General features: G+C 31.5%; 13 protein-coding genes. 4 read left to right on the top strand and 9 right to left on the bottom strand.

Translation table 11 applies throughout. The features are described from left to right. Positions 1–158 precede the first annotated feature (158 nt). Positions 159–677: an RNA polymerase sigma factor gene (locus DK442_RS24040; RefSeq protein WP_109438469.1), complete on the bottom strand. Its 519-nt coding sequence runs from the start codon at positions 675–677 to the stop codon at positions 159–161. Between the two features lie 245 nt (positions 678–922). After that, positions 923–1,519 (bottom strand): hypothetical protein, encoded by a 597-nt coding sequence (locus DK442_RS24035; RefSeq protein ID WP_109438468.1) that lies wholly within the window; start codon positions 1,517–1,519, stop codon positions 923–925. A gap of 245 nt (positions 1,520–1,764) precedes the next feature. Here DK442_RS24035 and DK442_RS24030 point away from each other — a divergent pair, with 245 nt between their 5' ends. Beyond that, positions 1,765–3,072 carry a hypothetical protein gene (locus DK442_RS24030; RefSeq protein ID WP_109438467.1) on the top strand — a complete coding sequence of 436 codons (1,308 nt, stop codon included), beginning with the start codon at positions 1,765–1,767 and terminating at the stop codon, positions 3,070–3,072. A 90-nt stretch (positions 3,073–3,162) separates the two neighbouring features. Here DK442_RS24030 and DK442_RS24025 read toward each other — a convergent pair whose 3' ends face one another. The 4 genes from DK442_RS24025 to DK442_RS24010 are packed head-to-tail and all read right to left on the bottom strand — an operon-like array spanning position 3,163 to position 8,701. Then, positions 3,163–4,623 (bottom strand): polysaccharide biosynthesis C-terminal domain-containing protein, encoded by a 1,461-nt coding sequence (locus tag DK442_RS24025; RefSeq protein ID WP_109438466.1) that lies wholly within the window; start codon positions 4,621–4,623, stop codon positions 3,163–3,165. 35 nt (positions 4,624–4,658) lie between these two features. Beyond that, positions 4,659–5,945 carry a glycosyltransferase family 4 protein gene (locus tag DK442_RS24020; RefSeq protein ID WP_370444680.1) on the bottom strand — a complete coding sequence of 429 codons (1,287 nt, stop codon included), beginning with the start codon at positions 5,943–5,945 and terminating at the stop codon, positions 4,659–4,661. An 8-nt stretch (positions 5,946–5,953) separates the two neighbouring features. Next, positions 5,954–8,398, bottom strand: a complete 2,445-nt coding sequence (locus DK442_RS24015) for a YfhO family protein (protein ID WP_109438464.1) — start codon at positions 8,396–8,398, stop codon at positions 5,954–5,956. Positions 8,399–8,431: 33 nt separating this feature from the next. Next, the gene (locus DK442_RS24010) at positions 8,432–8,701 is read right to left on the bottom strand and encodes a DUF4834 family protein (RefSeq protein WP_109438463.1); all 270 of its coding nucleotides are present in this window, start codon (positions 8,699–8,701) and stop codon (positions 8,432–8,434) included. 100 nt (positions 8,702–8,801) lie between these two features. Here DK442_RS24010 and DK442_RS24005 point away from each other — a divergent pair, with 100 nt between their 5' ends. The 3 genes from DK442_RS24005 (at position 8,802) to DK442_RS23995 (ending at position 12,184) form a co-directional block, all read left to right on the top strand. Further along, entirely contained in the window at positions 8,802–10,478 is a 1,677-nt protein-coding gene (locus DK442_RS24005; protein ID WP_160114329.1) for a transporter, read from the top strand. Positions 10,479–10,613: 135 nt separating this feature from the next. Then, positions 10,614–11,732 carry a GNAT family N-acetyltransferase gene (locus tag DK442_RS24000; protein ID WP_109438461.1) on the top strand — a complete coding sequence of 373 codons (1,119 nt, stop codon included), beginning with the start codon at positions 10,614–10,616 and terminating at the stop codon, positions 11,730–11,732. Between the two features lie 233 nt (positions 11,733–11,965). Continuing rightward, entirely contained in the window at positions 11,966–12,184 is a 219-nt protein-coding gene (locus tag DK442_RS23995) for a hypothetical protein (protein ID WP_109438460.1), read from the top strand. A 74-nt stretch (positions 12,185–12,258) separates the two neighbouring features. Here the strand turns inward: DK442_RS23995 and DK442_RS23990 are convergent, their stop codons facing one another. The 3 genes from DK442_RS23990 to DK442_RS23980 form a co-directional block, all read right to left on the bottom strand. Next, entirely contained in the window at positions 12,259–13,518 is a 1,260-nt protein-coding gene (locus DK442_RS23990; RefSeq protein WP_109438459.1) for an aminotransferase class I/II-fold pyridoxal phosphate-dependent enzyme, read from the bottom strand. Between the two features lie 269 nt (positions 13,519–13,787). Further along, positions 13,788–14,828: a PLP-dependent cysteine synthase family protein gene (locus DK442_RS23985; RefSeq protein WP_109438458.1), complete on the bottom strand. Its 1,041-nt coding sequence runs from the start codon at positions 14,826–14,828 to the stop codon at positions 13,788–13,790. Positions 14,829–14,915: 87 nt separating this feature from the next. Continuing rightward, positions 14,916–16,994: a S9 family peptidase gene (locus DK442_RS23980; protein WP_109438457.1), complete on the bottom strand. Its 2,079-nt coding sequence runs from the start codon at positions 16,992–16,994 to the stop codon at positions 14,916–14,918. Between the last annotated feature and the right edge of the window lie 123 nt (positions 16,995–17,117).

Raw genomic sequence — 17,117 nt, 5'->3', positions numbered from 1 at the left:
CTTTCTTTTATAGAGTCATCATCGGATAAAGGTGAAAACACTAAATTCTTATATAAAGTTGAATTAACGAACGAATTAAGTTCCTTCGTTGTAAGTTCACCGTATATCCATTTAGCCAAAAATTCATTTTGATAATGTGGATCTAAAAAATTCATATTTTACAGATTAGGTGTTTTTATTTTTTTTCTTAAAATAACTAATGCCAGATGCATTCGTTTTTCTACAGCTTTTACAGAGATTCCAAGCATTTCTGCAATTTCTTTGTAGGTTTTCTTTTCTATTCTATTCAATAGAAAAACTTCACGTTGTCCTTCTTTTAAACCAGAAATAGCCATATTTAAGCGATGCATAAATTCTTTTTCTTCCATCTGAAATTCTGGCGATTCATTCGTATATGTTTTTTGCTCTATTTCCTGGTATTTTAAAACTGTCTTTTGATGCACGATAGCATTGATTGAAGCATTATTAGCTATTTTATAAAGAAAACTTTTAGCTGCACCAAAAAGTATTTTTGAACAATTAATCCATAATTTGGCGAAACTATCCTGAACAATATCCTGAGCTTTTTCCATATCGCCATATTTATAGTAGAGATAATAACATATCTTTTCTGCGTGTTCACGGTATAATTGTTCATATATTTTTTCTTCGCAAACACTAATTACTTTCTCTGGCATTGTCAAAAAATTTAAGTCAGTTATATTTTAATATAAAAGGTTAACGGTTCTATATAGCTATTAAATTACCATTATTACTATGAATATCATAATTCATAAATAGATATTGGGGTAAATCTAAAGTTACTGAAACTATGTTTCACAACTCTAAAACAAATGAATTCATAAATACCCTACCCAAAATTCAAAAAATAAAAGTAAATTATTAAGCACTCTATTATAGAGTATGAATACATACTAAATTGTTACCATGAGTATCCGATTGTGAAATCTACAACGGGGGTAAATCCGTCTGAAAATCCTTTATCAAATATATTTACAGCAGTTCTATACCGTGCTCCCCCAGCTACTTCTATAGTCAACCCTTTTAATCCTTTCTTAAACATCCACTGGTATCCCATTTTACCAGAGCCACCTATTTGAAGCCATTCAAAATCCACAGCTTGATTATTAATCCTACTTTTATATTTACGATAATTATACTCTCCCAATAACCCACCACTTACGAACCATCCTTCGGGTGCTTTTTTGTATTTTGACAAATAGAATCTCATATCTGCTTCAAAAAAAATGTAATAATCTCTTACAGATAATGCAGTATTAAAAATTTCATCCTTTCTAAATTCCTGAATCAAGGTAAAGTTTAGTGACGTTTTGGGTTTAATAACTCGTTCATACCCTATACCAATCTCACCAATCAATGCATTTAATGGAAATACTTTAATTATATTTTTAGGCATAAATGTATTTTCTTCTTTATTATTATCATGTACTGTTTCCTGAGCATTTAATGATACTACGGTTAATAATCCTATAAATATGCTCAAATATATTTTTTTCATATTCCTGCTTTATAACTTGTATTAAAATTTTACACCTCTAAAACAAATAGTTAGATAAATACCCTACTACGAATTCAGTTTTTACAAAAAACAAATTACAAGTCACTGTTTATCAATATTTTAATTTAAAAATTAACTATTCTAAAAAATCTAATCACATAAGTCTATTTTTTTTGGCACGCTGCTTGATACTATAAAAGTGAAGTTGAAAATCAATTTCAACATTCATTTTAAAACCACAGATTATGAAAAATTTTGTTTTACTTTTTACAGGTTTATTATTAGCTTCATTTACTGCTAATGCATCCGAAACGAATATCGAATCGACGGCTAGATATTCTAACTATGGAAAATCATTTATTTTTTCTGAAGGAGGAATCGACTTTTCGATTTATGCAGATGGACAATTTGATTTTTATCTTAATGGACAACGAGGTGGTGTAAGTGTTGGTGTTAATACTCCGGGAGTGAATATAAGTTTTAATTCTGGTTACAATTATGATTCGTATGTACAATATGATGATTATGGAGCCGTGGTACAGATAGAAGACACTCCTATTTTTTATGATTACTATGGAAGAATTATACAGGCTGGTGATATATATATAAACTATAACAATTATGGTCGTATATCTAGAGTTGGTGGATTATATGTACATTATAATAATTATGGTAATTTCTTAAACTGTACTGGTTATATCAATAGTTACAACAGGCGTTATGTATATAGACCATTTCATGCATATTTTACAGTACCAGTAGTAAGTAGATGTATTGTGTATGAAAGACCATACAGAAGATATTATACACCGTACAGATGTTCTTATACTGTATATAGAAACAATTACTATGATGGATATTACCAGAGATCATATAGAAGTCGTAACTATTACAGACCACATAGTAGAATAACTAATTATCGCAGAGGATATAGAGGTTCTAGCGCAAGAGGTATAACATATAGAACTCGAGGTCACAGAACAGCAATGTACAAAAGAAATGATCGTAACTATAGTAAAATAAATCGTAGTAGATCTAATAATTATAATACTCGTTATGCAGATAGAAGCAGATCAAAAACATATAACACCAGAAATGCTACAAGAAGTAGATCTAATTATAATACTGGTAAAAATGTGAATAGAACTCGTTCTGTAACACCAAATACAAGAACTCGTTCTGTGAGTAGAAATGTCCAGAACAAGCAAAGAGTACAATCTAATAACAGAAGTACTCCAACTAGACAAAGAGTACAGACTACACAAAGAAATAGAAATGCTGTAGCTAGTACATCATCTAGAAATAATAGTAGAGCAAAATATAACAGAAGTATTAGAACTCAAAAACCTGCTGCTCGAACAAATCAGGCACAGAGACAAAAAAGTTCTTCTAGAAATTACTCTGGAAATGTAACAAAACGTTCTAATAACAGTCAATATAGAAGCAGAGGAACAAGTAGATCCAAAGCTCAAGTAAATAGACAAAGAAGTAATACTTCAAGAAGTACAAGATCGAATAACTCTCGTTCTCGTTCTTCCAGAAGCAGAAGCTAAGAAGACATATAACAACATTTATTTTTTTGGTTGGTTAGTTGGAAAATCCCTTAGAGTAGAATGCTCTGGGGATTTTCTTTTTGAATTCTACTATCTTAATTTATTTATACTGTTCTTAATTAAAACATTTAAATCAGGAGATATCGTTAACGCATAAAGAATTATGGTATAACTTAAACTTATTAAAATACTTTTAATAGTTATATTCATAAAAGGATGAAATGGTAAATCCCAAAAATAAAACCCAAATACATAACCTAAAATCAATAAGAGCGTTAAAAAGGTTTTTTTAGAAAATGGATGCATATTAAATTTTTTATACACTATCCATACTTTAGCCATATTATAACAAGAAACAGCTACAAAGGTTGCAATTGCTGCTCCTGTAACTCCAAAAACCGGAATACAAAGAATATTTAATACAACTGTAAGAATTGCCATTCCTATTCCTATATATAAAATAATTCTATAATAATCTGAGCTGTATAAAATCGAATTGTTATTTCCCAATAGATTGTCAAATAATTTAGCACTTCCAATCAAAATGACTACCCAAATAAATAATTCATATTCATCAGGAATAATTTCAAACAATTGGCTCACATTACAGATAATCAATACAAACAATAACCCGCTAGTTGCTAATAGATTTAACGAACTCTTTTTGTATAAGTCACGTAATTTTTTCTTAGCATTTTCATTAATCAATTTAGCAGTCAAAGGATACGTAATTTGATGCATTGCTCTAGAAGGAATAATGATCACACTTGCTATATATGCACATATCCCATATTTTGCGACATATTCTATTGGAAGATATCGTTCTATCATCGTTTTATCCAAATCGATCAATAACGTAGCCACTGATCCTGCAATTAGAATAAGTGTAGAATACTTAAATACTGCTTTATAATTTTCTGGCAGAGAAAAACTTAATGTAATACGATGTAATCTAAATGCATATAATTGCATAATTACCATTCTTAACAGACACGCAACCACTAGTGCATATATAAATTGATCAGGTGTGAGTATTTTAAAATACACCAGGAATAAAAGGATACTTATACATATTCTAAGAAATAATTCCTTTATAAAGTTTCCAAAAACACTTTTGAGTTTTACCTTGGACCAGGCAAAGAATACTTCAAAATAAGATAAAGCGAATGCTATGACAAAAATTGTCCAAACATAAGGTTGTATAATTGTATTCTCTTCTTCAAAAAACTCTAAAATAGTAGTATAAAACAGGATTCCTATTACCCCCAGAATTAATGCAATTATGGAAGGTAAAATTAGCATTAAAGTAAGAAATTTATGTTGTTGATTATCATCAGCATATGAAGAAAAAAACTTGATTAAAGTGTTGTGTACACCAAAGGCCATTAGGGGCCATATAAGATTCGAAGCAGAAAGAAGATAGGAAACTAGTCCATAATATTCTTTTTCCATGAAATTAGTATATAAGAACAGTGTATTAATTGCTCCAATACCAAACCCAAGGCAAGTAATAACTACATTTTTAACAGTCTGATTAACAACTACTCCCATTACTTATTCAAGTCTCATTTTTTAAATTTCCAATGTTATTTAACCAGCTGCCGTAGTATTTCAGCAAATTCCCTAGTCAGCTCCCTCCTACTATATTTTTCTATTCCGTCAACCCCAGATATTAATGTTTCTTTTTGAAACTGATAAAAGTATTCTTGTATTTGTGTTTTTATCTCTTCATATTCATGGTATTCAAAAAAAGATCCTGAGCTAGTTTCAGAAATCAATCTGGATACATCTGCATCTTTAGGGCCAATAGCTAAAATAGGTCTTTTTGAAACCATATATTCGAATAGTTTACCCGGAATAATACTTTTGGTTTCTTCGCTATCAATTTCAATTAATAGCAAAACCTGAGAACTTCTCTGAATCTTGACTGCCTCAGCATGAGGAACATATCCTTTTAATATCAAAAAATCTGATAACCCAGATTCCTTTATTGAGGATAACACATCGTCACTTACCGCTCCTACTAGTTGTAATCTAAACGATTGGGCAAAAGTTTCATTTTCTTTTACTAATTCTGACAATACATTCCATAAATGTATTGGATTTCTCCCCGATAATAAAGACCCTATATGCGAAATTGTAAAATGAGAATCCAGAATAGTCTTTTCTACTTTTTCTATATCGTACCCATTTGTGATTACAGAAACAGGGGTGGTTGTAATCTCATTAAATTCTTTTTGAGTAGTAAAACTAGTAACGACTATGTGATTAGCCCTTTCCAGAACATCTCTTTCTAACTTTTTATGTTTATATATAGATCGTTTGGTTAACTTTAATTTATCATGATATCCGATAGTAGTCCACGGATCCCTAAAATCAGCTAGCCATTTTACTCCCAAAATTTGTTTTAACTCCTTCCCTATGAGGTGTACACTATGCGGTGGACCTGTTGTTACTACAGACTTAATATCATGTTCTCTTATATAATCTGTCAAATATTTTACCGAGGGTTTTACCCAAAACTTACGAGCATCAGGGATAAAAAAGTTGCCTCGTATAAATAATAGTAACCTTTGAATAAAAGATTGCTTTTCTTTATTTGCAATAATTCCTTTACTTATGGTTTTAGCTTCTTTCTTTGAGAAGATTTGAGCGAAACGATAAGGTTCAAAAATAGAATGTTTAAGAATAGTTATTCCTTCTGGAATTTCTGATAGTAAAGAATCATCTACTAAAGGGTATGTTGGATTTTCTGGTACATAAACTACTGGTTCTATATCAAATTCTCTGAAATATTTTACAAACTTTAACCACCGCTGTACTCCAGGGCCACCTGCAGGTGGCCAATAATATGTAATAATCAGAACTTTCAAAATCTTATTTACTTATCTTCTTTGGGTAAAGATAGTAAACTACCTGTTTTTTTATACTGATAATAAAAACCTCCAATTATTAATAAAATAAAGATAATAGAACTTGTTAGAACAATACTACTTCCCGTCTTTATTACCTGGGGTTCAAACTTAAATTCTATTTTATGTTGTCCTTCAGGTATTGGTAATCCCCTTAACATATAGTTTACCTGAACATGTTCAACTGGGTTTCCACCGATATAAGCTTGCCAACCTGGATAGTATGTTTCTGAAAAAACTGCAAAACTCTCTTCTTTAACTTTAGATTCATATACCAAATGATTAGGTTGATGAGCAGTTAATGCTATATACGCCAGGCTATCTGATGTATACTTAGTTTTAGAAATTACATTATTAAATTTAGAATTGATTACAGCCTGTTTTTTGTTATCTAAATCCTTCAATGCTAATATTTCCTCGTTTGCAGAACTCACCTGTTTAACTTCAGAAACAAACCAAGCATTTCCATTAGTATAAGGATTAGTTAAAGCTTTTACTCCATCTTCATCCTGAGTAATGATATACTTTACATTTAGCATATTCATAACTTCAACATCATTTTTAGCCAAATAAAATTCAAACAAATCCTGCATTCTTCCAGGTTTAGCTGCATGATATCCACCTAAAGCATTATGAAAATATGCTGCTCTACCCGAATTAAATGGATCTGCTGTTAAATCAAATACTCTAAAATGTCCTTTATCTTTAAAAATCTCTTCATCTGCTTTATTTGCAATAAAAGGTTTATTAAACTCTCTAGAGGACACAAAATTACTCTTGTTCACATAGTTCCAATCTACCAGAACTAAATCCAGAGTAATTAAAACTCCTACCCCTATTAATAATAGATTCTCCTTTAATTTTCCTTTCAGATATAGCCAACATCCTCCTGCAATCAATAAAATTAATACCAGTGACCGTATAGTATCGGTAGTAAATATTGCTTTTCTATCTTCTTTTATTGCTCTTAGGTAATCTGGGCCACCTTGCTCTAATAGTAAACTGTCTCCTAGTCCGCTAAAACTAAATAATGTAGACTTAAACAATAAAAAGATTAACGTTAATCCTCCCACAATTCCCGTTGCATATTTTAGAGCTTTTATTTTTGAATCCTCTGAAACTTCTTTACTAAGCAATTTATGTATTCCCACAACACCTAAAATGGGAACACATAACTCTACAATCACTTGTATAGAAGATACTGCTCTAAACTTGTTGTATAAAGGAAAATAGTCAATAAAAAACCTAGTGAAAAATTCCAGATTTTTCCCCCAGGAAAGCAGTAATGCTAAAATAGAGCCTCCAACAATCCACCATTTTAATCTGCCTTTAACTAAAAATAATGCTAAAATAAATAAGAATAATATGGTTGCACCGATATATGCAGGTGCCCCTACAAATGGTTGATCGCCCCAATAGGTAGGTACATATTCTGTATATGATTTTGCCTGAGCAGGAGACACTCCTAACCTTAATAATTCTTCATAAACATTAGAATCTGTTCCTAGATTTTCTGTAGACGTACCTCCCATAAAGCGAGGAATAAATAGATTAAAACTCTCTAATCTACCATAACTATATTGTGTTATATAATCAAAGTCTAAGCCCGTACCTTTTTTCTCTTTTCCATTTGCTTGTATCGTAATTCCCGTATCACCCCTTGTACTAAATTGTGTATATTCTTTTGTTGCTAAAAGGCTGGTCGCATTAAGTAACAAAGAAAATAAGACTGCAAGAACCATTACTCCCAGAGATTTAAAATAATCAGGTATTTCCTTCTTTTTATATGCATCTATTAGGTATGAAATTCCCAAAACAAGTACTAACAAAAATAAGTAGTAGGTCATCTGAAAATGGTTGGCAGCAATTTCTAAAGCCATGGATATGGCTAATAAAAGAAAGCCCCAAATGTACTTCTTCCTAAATGTGAGTATAATACCACTAAGTACCAAGGGCATATAACCGATGGCATGTGCTTTGGCATTGTGTCCAACACCCAATATGATGATAAAATATGTAGAAAAACCAAAAGCCAAACTTCCTAAAAAAGCAAGCCTGTAATCCATTTTTAAAACCAATAAAAGAATATAAAACCCAATAAAATATAAAAACAAATAATCAGCTGGTCTTGGTAAAAATCGTATAAGTCTATCTATTTTTTTTACATAACTATGTGGATACTGTGCGCCCAATTGGTAAGTTGGCATACCTCCAAAGGCATTGTCTGCCCAATATGGTTCCTCTCCTGTTTGATTTCTAAAATCAGTTTGTTGTCTTGCCATTCCGGAATATTGAACAATATCCCCTTGTTTCATTTTTTTTCCACTTAGAACCGGGCTAAAATAAGCTAATGAAGCAATTATAAAACTTATAACAACAAGTAAATGAGGTAAGAATCTTTTGATTAAAGGCATGATAAGTGTGAGTTTACTAAATAAGGAGCCAAATTAATCAATTTCCTCATAATCGATATACTCTCCTACATCTTTATTAGAAGTTTTTTGTTTTGGTTTTTTTTCAATAGTAACTTCACCATCATTAGATTGGCGGGGTTGTTGATACTGATCAAACTGTTGTTGGAATTTCTCTCCTGCTTTCTTTGTTACATATTTAAGCAATAGAGGACCAAATAATCGCGTTAATACTTTTAGTCCATAATATATTAATACAATAATGAGAATTACCTTCAATACCCCTTGCAACGAAGCTTCCTGCATATCATTTTTTTTCAAAAATAATGAACTCTCTATACAATTACATGTAGACTATCCTAAAAAAATGATAAAATCTGCTATATTTGAACCAAATCTATTGAATATGAACCCTAAATCTATTCTTTTATTAATCACCTTTTTTCTATTTGGTGTAACCTTATCTGCTCAGTATACTGAGAAAATAAACACGAATAGACCTGGAACGTCTCAAGGCGCGTTTTCTGTTGGTAACAATGTTTTACAATTAGAAGGAGGTATAGGTTTTGGAAAAGAAAAGCATAAAATTCTTAATACAAAAACTAATGTTTTTAACTTTGATTATTCTGTAAGGTATGGTCTATTAATTGAGCAATTAGAACTTAGATTAAATGGTAGATTTAGAGCCGATGGTGTTAGACAAACTATTGGAGGTAATGAGGAAAAAATAAAGAGAAGTAATTTTGAAGTCAATACCATTGGTGCAAAATATTTGATTTATGACCCTTATAAAAAACCAAAAAAGGATTCTATAAATTATGATGCATTAAAAAGTTGGAAAGAACGCTATAAATTTAAATGGAAAAGTTTAATCCCAGCAGTTTCTGCTTATTTAGGGGCTAACTTTATTTCTTCTGATAATCCTTTTACAGCTCCGAATGACGATACTTTTAGTCCAAAGATTGTTGTAATGACACAAAACAATTGGTCAACAAGTTTAAATGGAGATTGGGTATTAGTGACAAACTTAATCGTTGACAAAATAACTACAGATGATCCTATTATAGGGTGGATTATTACTTCTACTCATACTATTAATAAAAAATGGGCTGCCTTTGGAGAATATCAAGGGCAAAAAAGCGATTTTTATAGTGACAATATTTTAAGACTAGGAGGAGCTTATTTATATCAAAAAGATTTACAGTTTGATGCTAATATTGCTTTTAATTTTAAAGACACTCCATCCATTTTTACAGTTAGCGTTGGAGCATCTTATCGATTTGATTGGCATAATAAAGATGAAATTATAGAACAACCAGGATTAGAAGGTGGTGTTAAAGAAGATGAAGAAGGTTTAGAAAAGAAAGAAGATGGTGAAGGTGAAGAAGATATCGAAGGAGATCTTGAAGAAGGGGAAGATGGTTTAGAGATTGAAAATGATAGCCTTAAATTACTAAAAACTCCTTTTATCAATGATTTTGAAGATGACGACTTCAGAAATGCTATAGAAAAAGATCTTGATGAAAGAAGAACTGCAGACCGTTTAGAACGAGAGCGTATAGAAAATGAGAAGCTTTCTAAAAAAGAAGGTAAGAAATTCAAGAAAGAAGAAGCACGACGATTAAAACGAGAGGCAAAAGAAGCAAGAAAAGCTGAAAAAGCTGAGCAACAAGCAGCAAAAGAAAAACAAAAAATGATTGATGATATAGATGCCGAATTGGATAAAATGGAACAAGAACAAGGTGTCGATCAAGAATTACAGGATATTGACAAAGAGCTCAAAGAACTTGAAAAAATGGAAAAAGAGCTTGATATAGATAATGAAAAAGAGCAGAAAAAGGCTGAAAAGAAAAAAGAAGAAGAGAAAGAGGAAGATGTAGATGCCGAATATGAAAAGTATCAGAAAGAACAGGAGAAAAATAAAAAAGCAGAGGAAAAACGTAGAAAGAAGGAAGAAAAGAAGCGCCTGAAAGATGAAAAGAAAAAGAAAAAAGAGGAAGAAAAACGTAAAAATCAGGAAGAAAAAGAAAATGACACAAATAATTCTGATGTAGATAAAGAATTAGAAAAAATAGATCAATAATGGTAAAAAAACATAAATAGAACTCTTTAAATGCTATAATTAAAGAATCTATTACATTATTACCAAAAATGATCCGCATGCAAACATAATATTTAATAAAAGGATTATATATTTGTGACGAATTAGAGATGATATATGATTACGATTAAAGAAATTACTTCAAAAGGAGATTTAACTACGTTCGTTAAATTTCCTTTTGATTTATATAAAGATTCCCCATACTACGTTCCGTCGATCATCAAGGAAGAGTTAGACGTAATGAATCCGAAAAAAAACCCTGTATTCAGAAATGCTGATGCAAAATACTTCTTAGCGTATAAGAATAATACAATCGTTGGAAGAATTGCTGCCATTATAAATTGGATTGAGGTAAATGAACAAAAAAAACCAAAAGTACGTTTTGGATGGTTCGACGTTATTGATGATATTGAAGTCACTAAAGCTTTGCTTGAAAAGGTAAGAGAATATGGCCTTCAAAACTCTCTTGAATACATGGAAGGCCCCGTAGGCTTTTCTAATATGGATAAGGCAGGAATTTTAATTAAAGGGTATGAAGAGTTAAATACAATGATCACGTGGTATAATTACCCCTATTATGCAAAACACATGGAACTTCTTGATTTTGAAGCTGCAGCCACATGGGTTGAATATAAAATCAGAGTTCCTAAACAGACAAAAGAAAAAGTAATCAAATTTGCCAGTGTAATTAAAGAACGGTATCAGCTTAAACTTCTAAAGTTTAATAAAAGTAAAGAGATTCTTCAGTATGCTGATGATATGTTTGATTTGCTTAACAAAACGTATAGTAGCCTACAAACTTTTGTTCCGATACAACAATATCAAATAGATATGTACAAGAAAAAATACTTGCCATATCTTAATCCAGAGTATATTACCTGTATTGCAGACAAAACTGGTAAACTTATAGCATTTTCTATTGTTATGCCATCATTTTCTAAGGCTTTGAAAAAAATGAATGGCAAAGTATATCCCCTTAGGTTTTTACATATCTTAAAAGCACAGCGTAGAAACAATACAGCTGCCTTTTATCTTATTGGAGTTGACCCAGAATACCAAAACAAAGGAGTCACTGCACTTATTTTTAAGGAAATGAATGAAGCTTTTCTTCGTAACGGAATTGAAGTTGTAGAAACCAATCCAGAACTAGAAGAAAATAAAGCAATCCAGGCACTTTGGAATGGCTATGAGCATGAACAACATAAAATGAGAAGAACATTTCGGAAAAGTTTATAGGTTTAAATTTTGGACCTCATTTACTTCAATACTTATCACATAGATACATACTTCATTATTTAAACATTTACTACTACTTTTTTTCATTAACATTTAATCATATTTACTTGTTAAATAAGGTATCCTTAACCATATTTAAAAGTCATTTGATTATATTTAGGTAATTTACAAATGACATTAACTTGAGTGTCTTAAAAGAAATCAGGATTCTTAACATCTTAAAACCTATAATCATGTTAAAAAAAATTTTAGAATTACAAGGAGTTCAAAAATTAGTAAAACATCAACAAAAAACCATTCATGGAGGTGAAGCAACATTCCCTGATAATGGATCACAAGGCCCTGTTTGCTTTATTGGACCAATAAAGCTAGATTGCTCTACCAATACAGATGGACGATGCACATGTATAAATGGAAGATGTGTAAAAGGCCCTAGTACACATTGCAGATAAAAAACAGAAAAATAATTCAATAAAAAAATCCGCTAAATATTTAGCGGATTTTTAGTATAAACTTTTATTCTATATTACTCTCCCATGGCTGCAGCAACAGCGGCAGACATGCGTTTATATGTTCCATTTTCTAATCGTTCACGTATAGCTGAGAACGCTATTAATGTTTCCTGAATATCTTCCATAGTATGAGATGCTGTAGGTATTAACCTAAGTAAGATCAATCCCTTAGGTATCACAGGGTATACCACAATAGAGCAAAAAATACCATGGTTTTCTCTAAGGTCTTTTACCAAAGCCATAGCTTCTGGAATACTTCCCTTAAGATACACAGGTGTAACACAGCTTTGTGTAGTCCCTAAATCAAATCCACGTTCTTTTAATCCATTTTGCAATGCATTCACATTTTGCCACAATTTAGCTTTTAATTCAGGCATTGTTCTTAGCATATCCAAACGCTTTAATGCCCCTACGACAAGTTGCATTTGAAGTGATTTTGCAAACATTTGAGACCGCAAATTATATTTTAAATAATCTATAATTTCCTGATCTGCTGCAATAAACGCTCCAGTACTAGCCATCGATTTTGCAAACGTCGCAAAATATACATCAATCTGATCCTGAACTCCTTGCTCCTCACCTGTTCCTGCTCCAGTCGCTCCTAACGTACCAAAACCATGTGCATCATCAACAAATAATCTAAAATTGTATTTTTCTTTTAAAGCTACTATTTCCTTTAATCTTCCTTGCTCTCCACGCATTCCAAAAACACCTTCAGAAATCAATAAGATTCCTCCTCCAGTTTTCTCAGCCATTTTTGTGGCTCTCATCAGGTTTTTATCAATACTTTCGATATCATTATGTCGATACGTATAACGTTGTCCTTGATGCAATCTTACGCCATCTATAATACAAGCATGTGCATCAACATCATATACTATTATATCGTCTTTACTTACCAAGGCATCAATTGTAGAAACCATTCCCTGGTATCCAAAATTCAATAAGTAAGATGCTTCTTTATCAACGAATTCTGCCAATTCGTCCTGTAATTGCTCATGAAGATCGGTATGCCCGCTCATCATTCTAGCTCCCATAGGATAGGCAGAACCATATGCTGCTGCTGCTTCTGCATCAACCCTACGTATCTCTTCTTTATTGGCTAATCCCAAATAGTCATTGATACTCCAGGTAATTACTTCTCTCCCTTGAAACCTCATTCTATTTGATATAGGACCCTCTAGTTTAGGAAAAACAAAATATCCTTCTGCTTTATCTGCCCATTTCCCTAACGGCCCTTTGTCTTTATAAATCTTATCAAATAAATCTCTCATTTATCAAAAAATTGTTTCTTATAAGTGTGCGAAAATACGGAAAATTGATTTGATGGCATAATTATATTTAAATTCACTTTCGTAAAGCTTTATTTTAACAAAACGTAATCTAGTGAATATATTTTGCAGTTGGTATTTTGATGATTTCCCGTAATTTAATAAATAAAAATGACATCAACAATTGCAGAGATCAGTACGCTATCTAAAGAATTTATACAAAAAAAACATCTCAAAATATCGAGATGTTCATATCGTTTTTAATTTTTATATTATTTTATGAATTCTACTTTTCTAGCATCAATTTCATTTTTGCTATCAAAAAATCCTTGTTCAGACATCCAGTCATCACTAAATACCTTACTCATATATCTAGAACCATGATCAGGTAGAATTACAATAACATTACTATTTTCATCAAACTCCCCTTGGGCAGCTAATTGTTTTATTCCTTGCAAAGCAGCACCACTGGTATATCCTAAAAACATACCTTCTTTTCTCACTAATTCTCTGGCTGTATGTGCACTATCTTCATCACTTACTTTTTCAAATTTATCAATCACATCAAAATCTGTTGCCGTAGGAATAAGGTTTTTACCTAAACCTTCAATTCTATATGGATATATCTCTTCCTGATCAAACTCTCTGGTTTCATGATATTTCTTCAAAACAGAACCATATGCATCGATTCCAAGCACTCTAACATCTTTATTTTGTTCTTTTAAAAACCTTGCTGTACCAGAGATTGTACCTCCGGTTCCACAACAAGCTACAAAATGCGTAAGCTTACCATTAGTTTGATTCCATATTTCTGGACCGGTAGAGTTATAATGTGCATCAATATTTAATTCATTAAAATATTGATTTATATAGACAGAACCTTTAATTTCTTCATGAAGTCTTTTTGCTACCTGATAATATGATCTCGGGTCATCTGCGCTTACATGAGCAGGGCATACATATACCTTTGCTCCCATATTTTTGAGCATATTTATCTTATCCTTTGAGGATTTTGAACTGACTGCAAGAATACAATCATACCCTTTAATCACACTTACCATTGCTAAACTAAAACCTGTATTACCACTAGTAGTTTCAATAATAGTATCACCTGGTTTAAGAATACCTTTTCTCTCGGCTTCTTCTATAATATAAAGTGCTATTCTATCTTTTGTGGAATGTCCCGGATTAAAAGATTCTACTTTGGCGTAGTAATTTCCCGGAAAGTCTTTCATAATATTGTTTAGTTTTATAAGCGGGGTATCGCCAATAAGCTCTAAAACATTATTATAAGCCCTAATATCTTCTCTCATATAGTTGTGTTTATGCAGATGTATGAAATAAAATGGGGGTTCAAAATCTGCTACAAAAACGGTACGAAGTTACACTATTTTTTTTAATTACTCTTTTATACTTTCTAAATCTAATAAAAATGCATATTCCTCTGCTACTTCCTTAAGCGCTTCGAATCTGCCAGAAGCTCCTCCGTGACCAGCTTCCATATTAGTATGTAGTAATAACAAATTATCATCTACTTTTAATTCTCTTAATTTGGCCACCCATTTTGCTGGTTCCCAATATTGCACCTGTGAATCATGTAACCCTGTTGTTACCAACATATTTGGATATTTTTGTACAGCCTCAACTGCTACATTATCATAAGGAGAGTACGATTTCATATAAGTATAATATTCTTCTTCATTAGGATTACCCCACTCATCATATTCTCCAGTGGTAAGAGGAATACTATCATCTAACATTGTACTTACAACATCAACAAAAGGCACAGATGCTACCACTCCGTTATATAATTCAGGAGCCATATTTACAATTGCTCCCATTAATAACCCACCGGCTGATCCTCCCATAGCATACAAATGATGTGCAGAAGTATATTCTTGTTCTATTAAAAATTTTGAGCAATCGATAAAATCTGTAAAAGTATTTTTCTTTTTTAATAATTTACCATTATCATACCAAGATCTCCCTAAATATTCGCTTCCTCTTATATGTGCTATTGCATAAATAAATCCTCTATCTAATAAGCTTAATCGTACTGTAGAAAAATATGGATCTATAGTGGATCCATATGAACCATATCCATATTGCAATACAGGATTATTACTATCTTTTTTAATTCCTTTTCTATATACTAAAGACATTGGAACCAATGTACCATCTTGTGCGGTAGCCCAAACTCTTTCAGACGTATAATCATTTTTATCAAACTTACCTCCTAATACCTCTTGTTCCTTTTTGACTTCCTTTTCCTTAGTCTCCATATTAAAATCTATAACAGAATTAGGAGTAGTAAGAGAATTATAAGAATACCTAAGGGTTTTGGTATCAAAATCAGGATTAGTACTTACATAAGCAGTATATGTTTCATTATCAAAAGGGAGATAATAATCTGCTGTACCATCCCATCTTTTAATATTAATTTTATTAAGTCCGTTATCTCGCTCACTAATAACTAGATAATCCTTAAATATTTCAACATCTTCTAATAAAACACTGTCTCTATGTGGTATAAGATCTTTCCAATTTTCTTTGATTGTATTTTCTTCTGAAACTTTCATCAATTTAAAATTAGTTGCTTTGTCTGCATTAGTCAAAACATAAAAATCGGTATTATAATGAGCTATACCATATTCTACACCTCTAATTCTAGGTTGAAAAATCTGAAATTCTCCTGTAGGATTATCAGCTCTTAAGATTCTATATTCTGAAGTAAGTGTACTACTAGAACCAATGACAAGATACTTACGAGATTTGGTTTTATACACAAATGTAGAAAATGTATCATCTATCTCGTTAAAAACCTCTACATCCTCTGTAACCGAAGTTCCTAAAACATGTCTGTATATTCTATCAGACCTTAACGTCTCTTCATCTTTTTTTGTATAAAACAAAGTTTTACTATCGGCCGCCCAAGTACTTCCTCCTGTTGTGGTTTCAATAGTCTCAGGATATATTTCTCCAGTTTCTAAATTTTTAATACGTATTGTATACTTTCTCCGACTTACGGTATCCACACCATAAGCAGCTAATTTATTATCTGGACTTATGCTAAGCCCTACTAATCTAAAATAACTATGACCTTCTGCCTCTTTGTTACAATCAAATAGAATTTCTTCTTGTGCTTCTAAGGTTTCTTTTTTTCTGGAATATATAGGATAATCCTTCCCTTTTTCATATCGTGTTAAATACCAATACCCATTGAGCTTATAGGGAACCGAAGAATCATCTTCCTTGATACGACTTTTCATTTCTTCAAAAAGATTCTCTTGAAACTTTTTGGTATGAGCCATCATTTTATCATTATAATCATTCTCTTTTTTGAGATAATCTATTACCTCTGAATTCTCCCTATCATTCAACCAAAAATAATTATCAACACGAACATCTCCATGTTTTTCGAGTTTAGTTGGCTTTTTGGCGGCAATAGGTGGCTGAATTTTAGTCTCAGATGTCGGCATAATATTGTTTTAACACGAATGAGCAAAAATAAGCGATATTAAGAATATATGGTACCGAGTTTTCATAATAATCTTGCTAGTTTATTAACAACCAAAATACTAATTTTGCAATTATAAATTTCA

It is taken from the genome of Aquimarina sp. AU119, from assembly GCF_900312735.1.
Lineage (GTDB): Bacteria > Bacteroidota > Bacteroidia > Flavobacteriales > Flavobacteriaceae > Aquimarina > Aquimarina algiphila.
The sequence above is the reverse complement of the archived record's forward strand: the minus strand, read 5'-3'. Positions and strand labels throughout refer to the sequence as shown.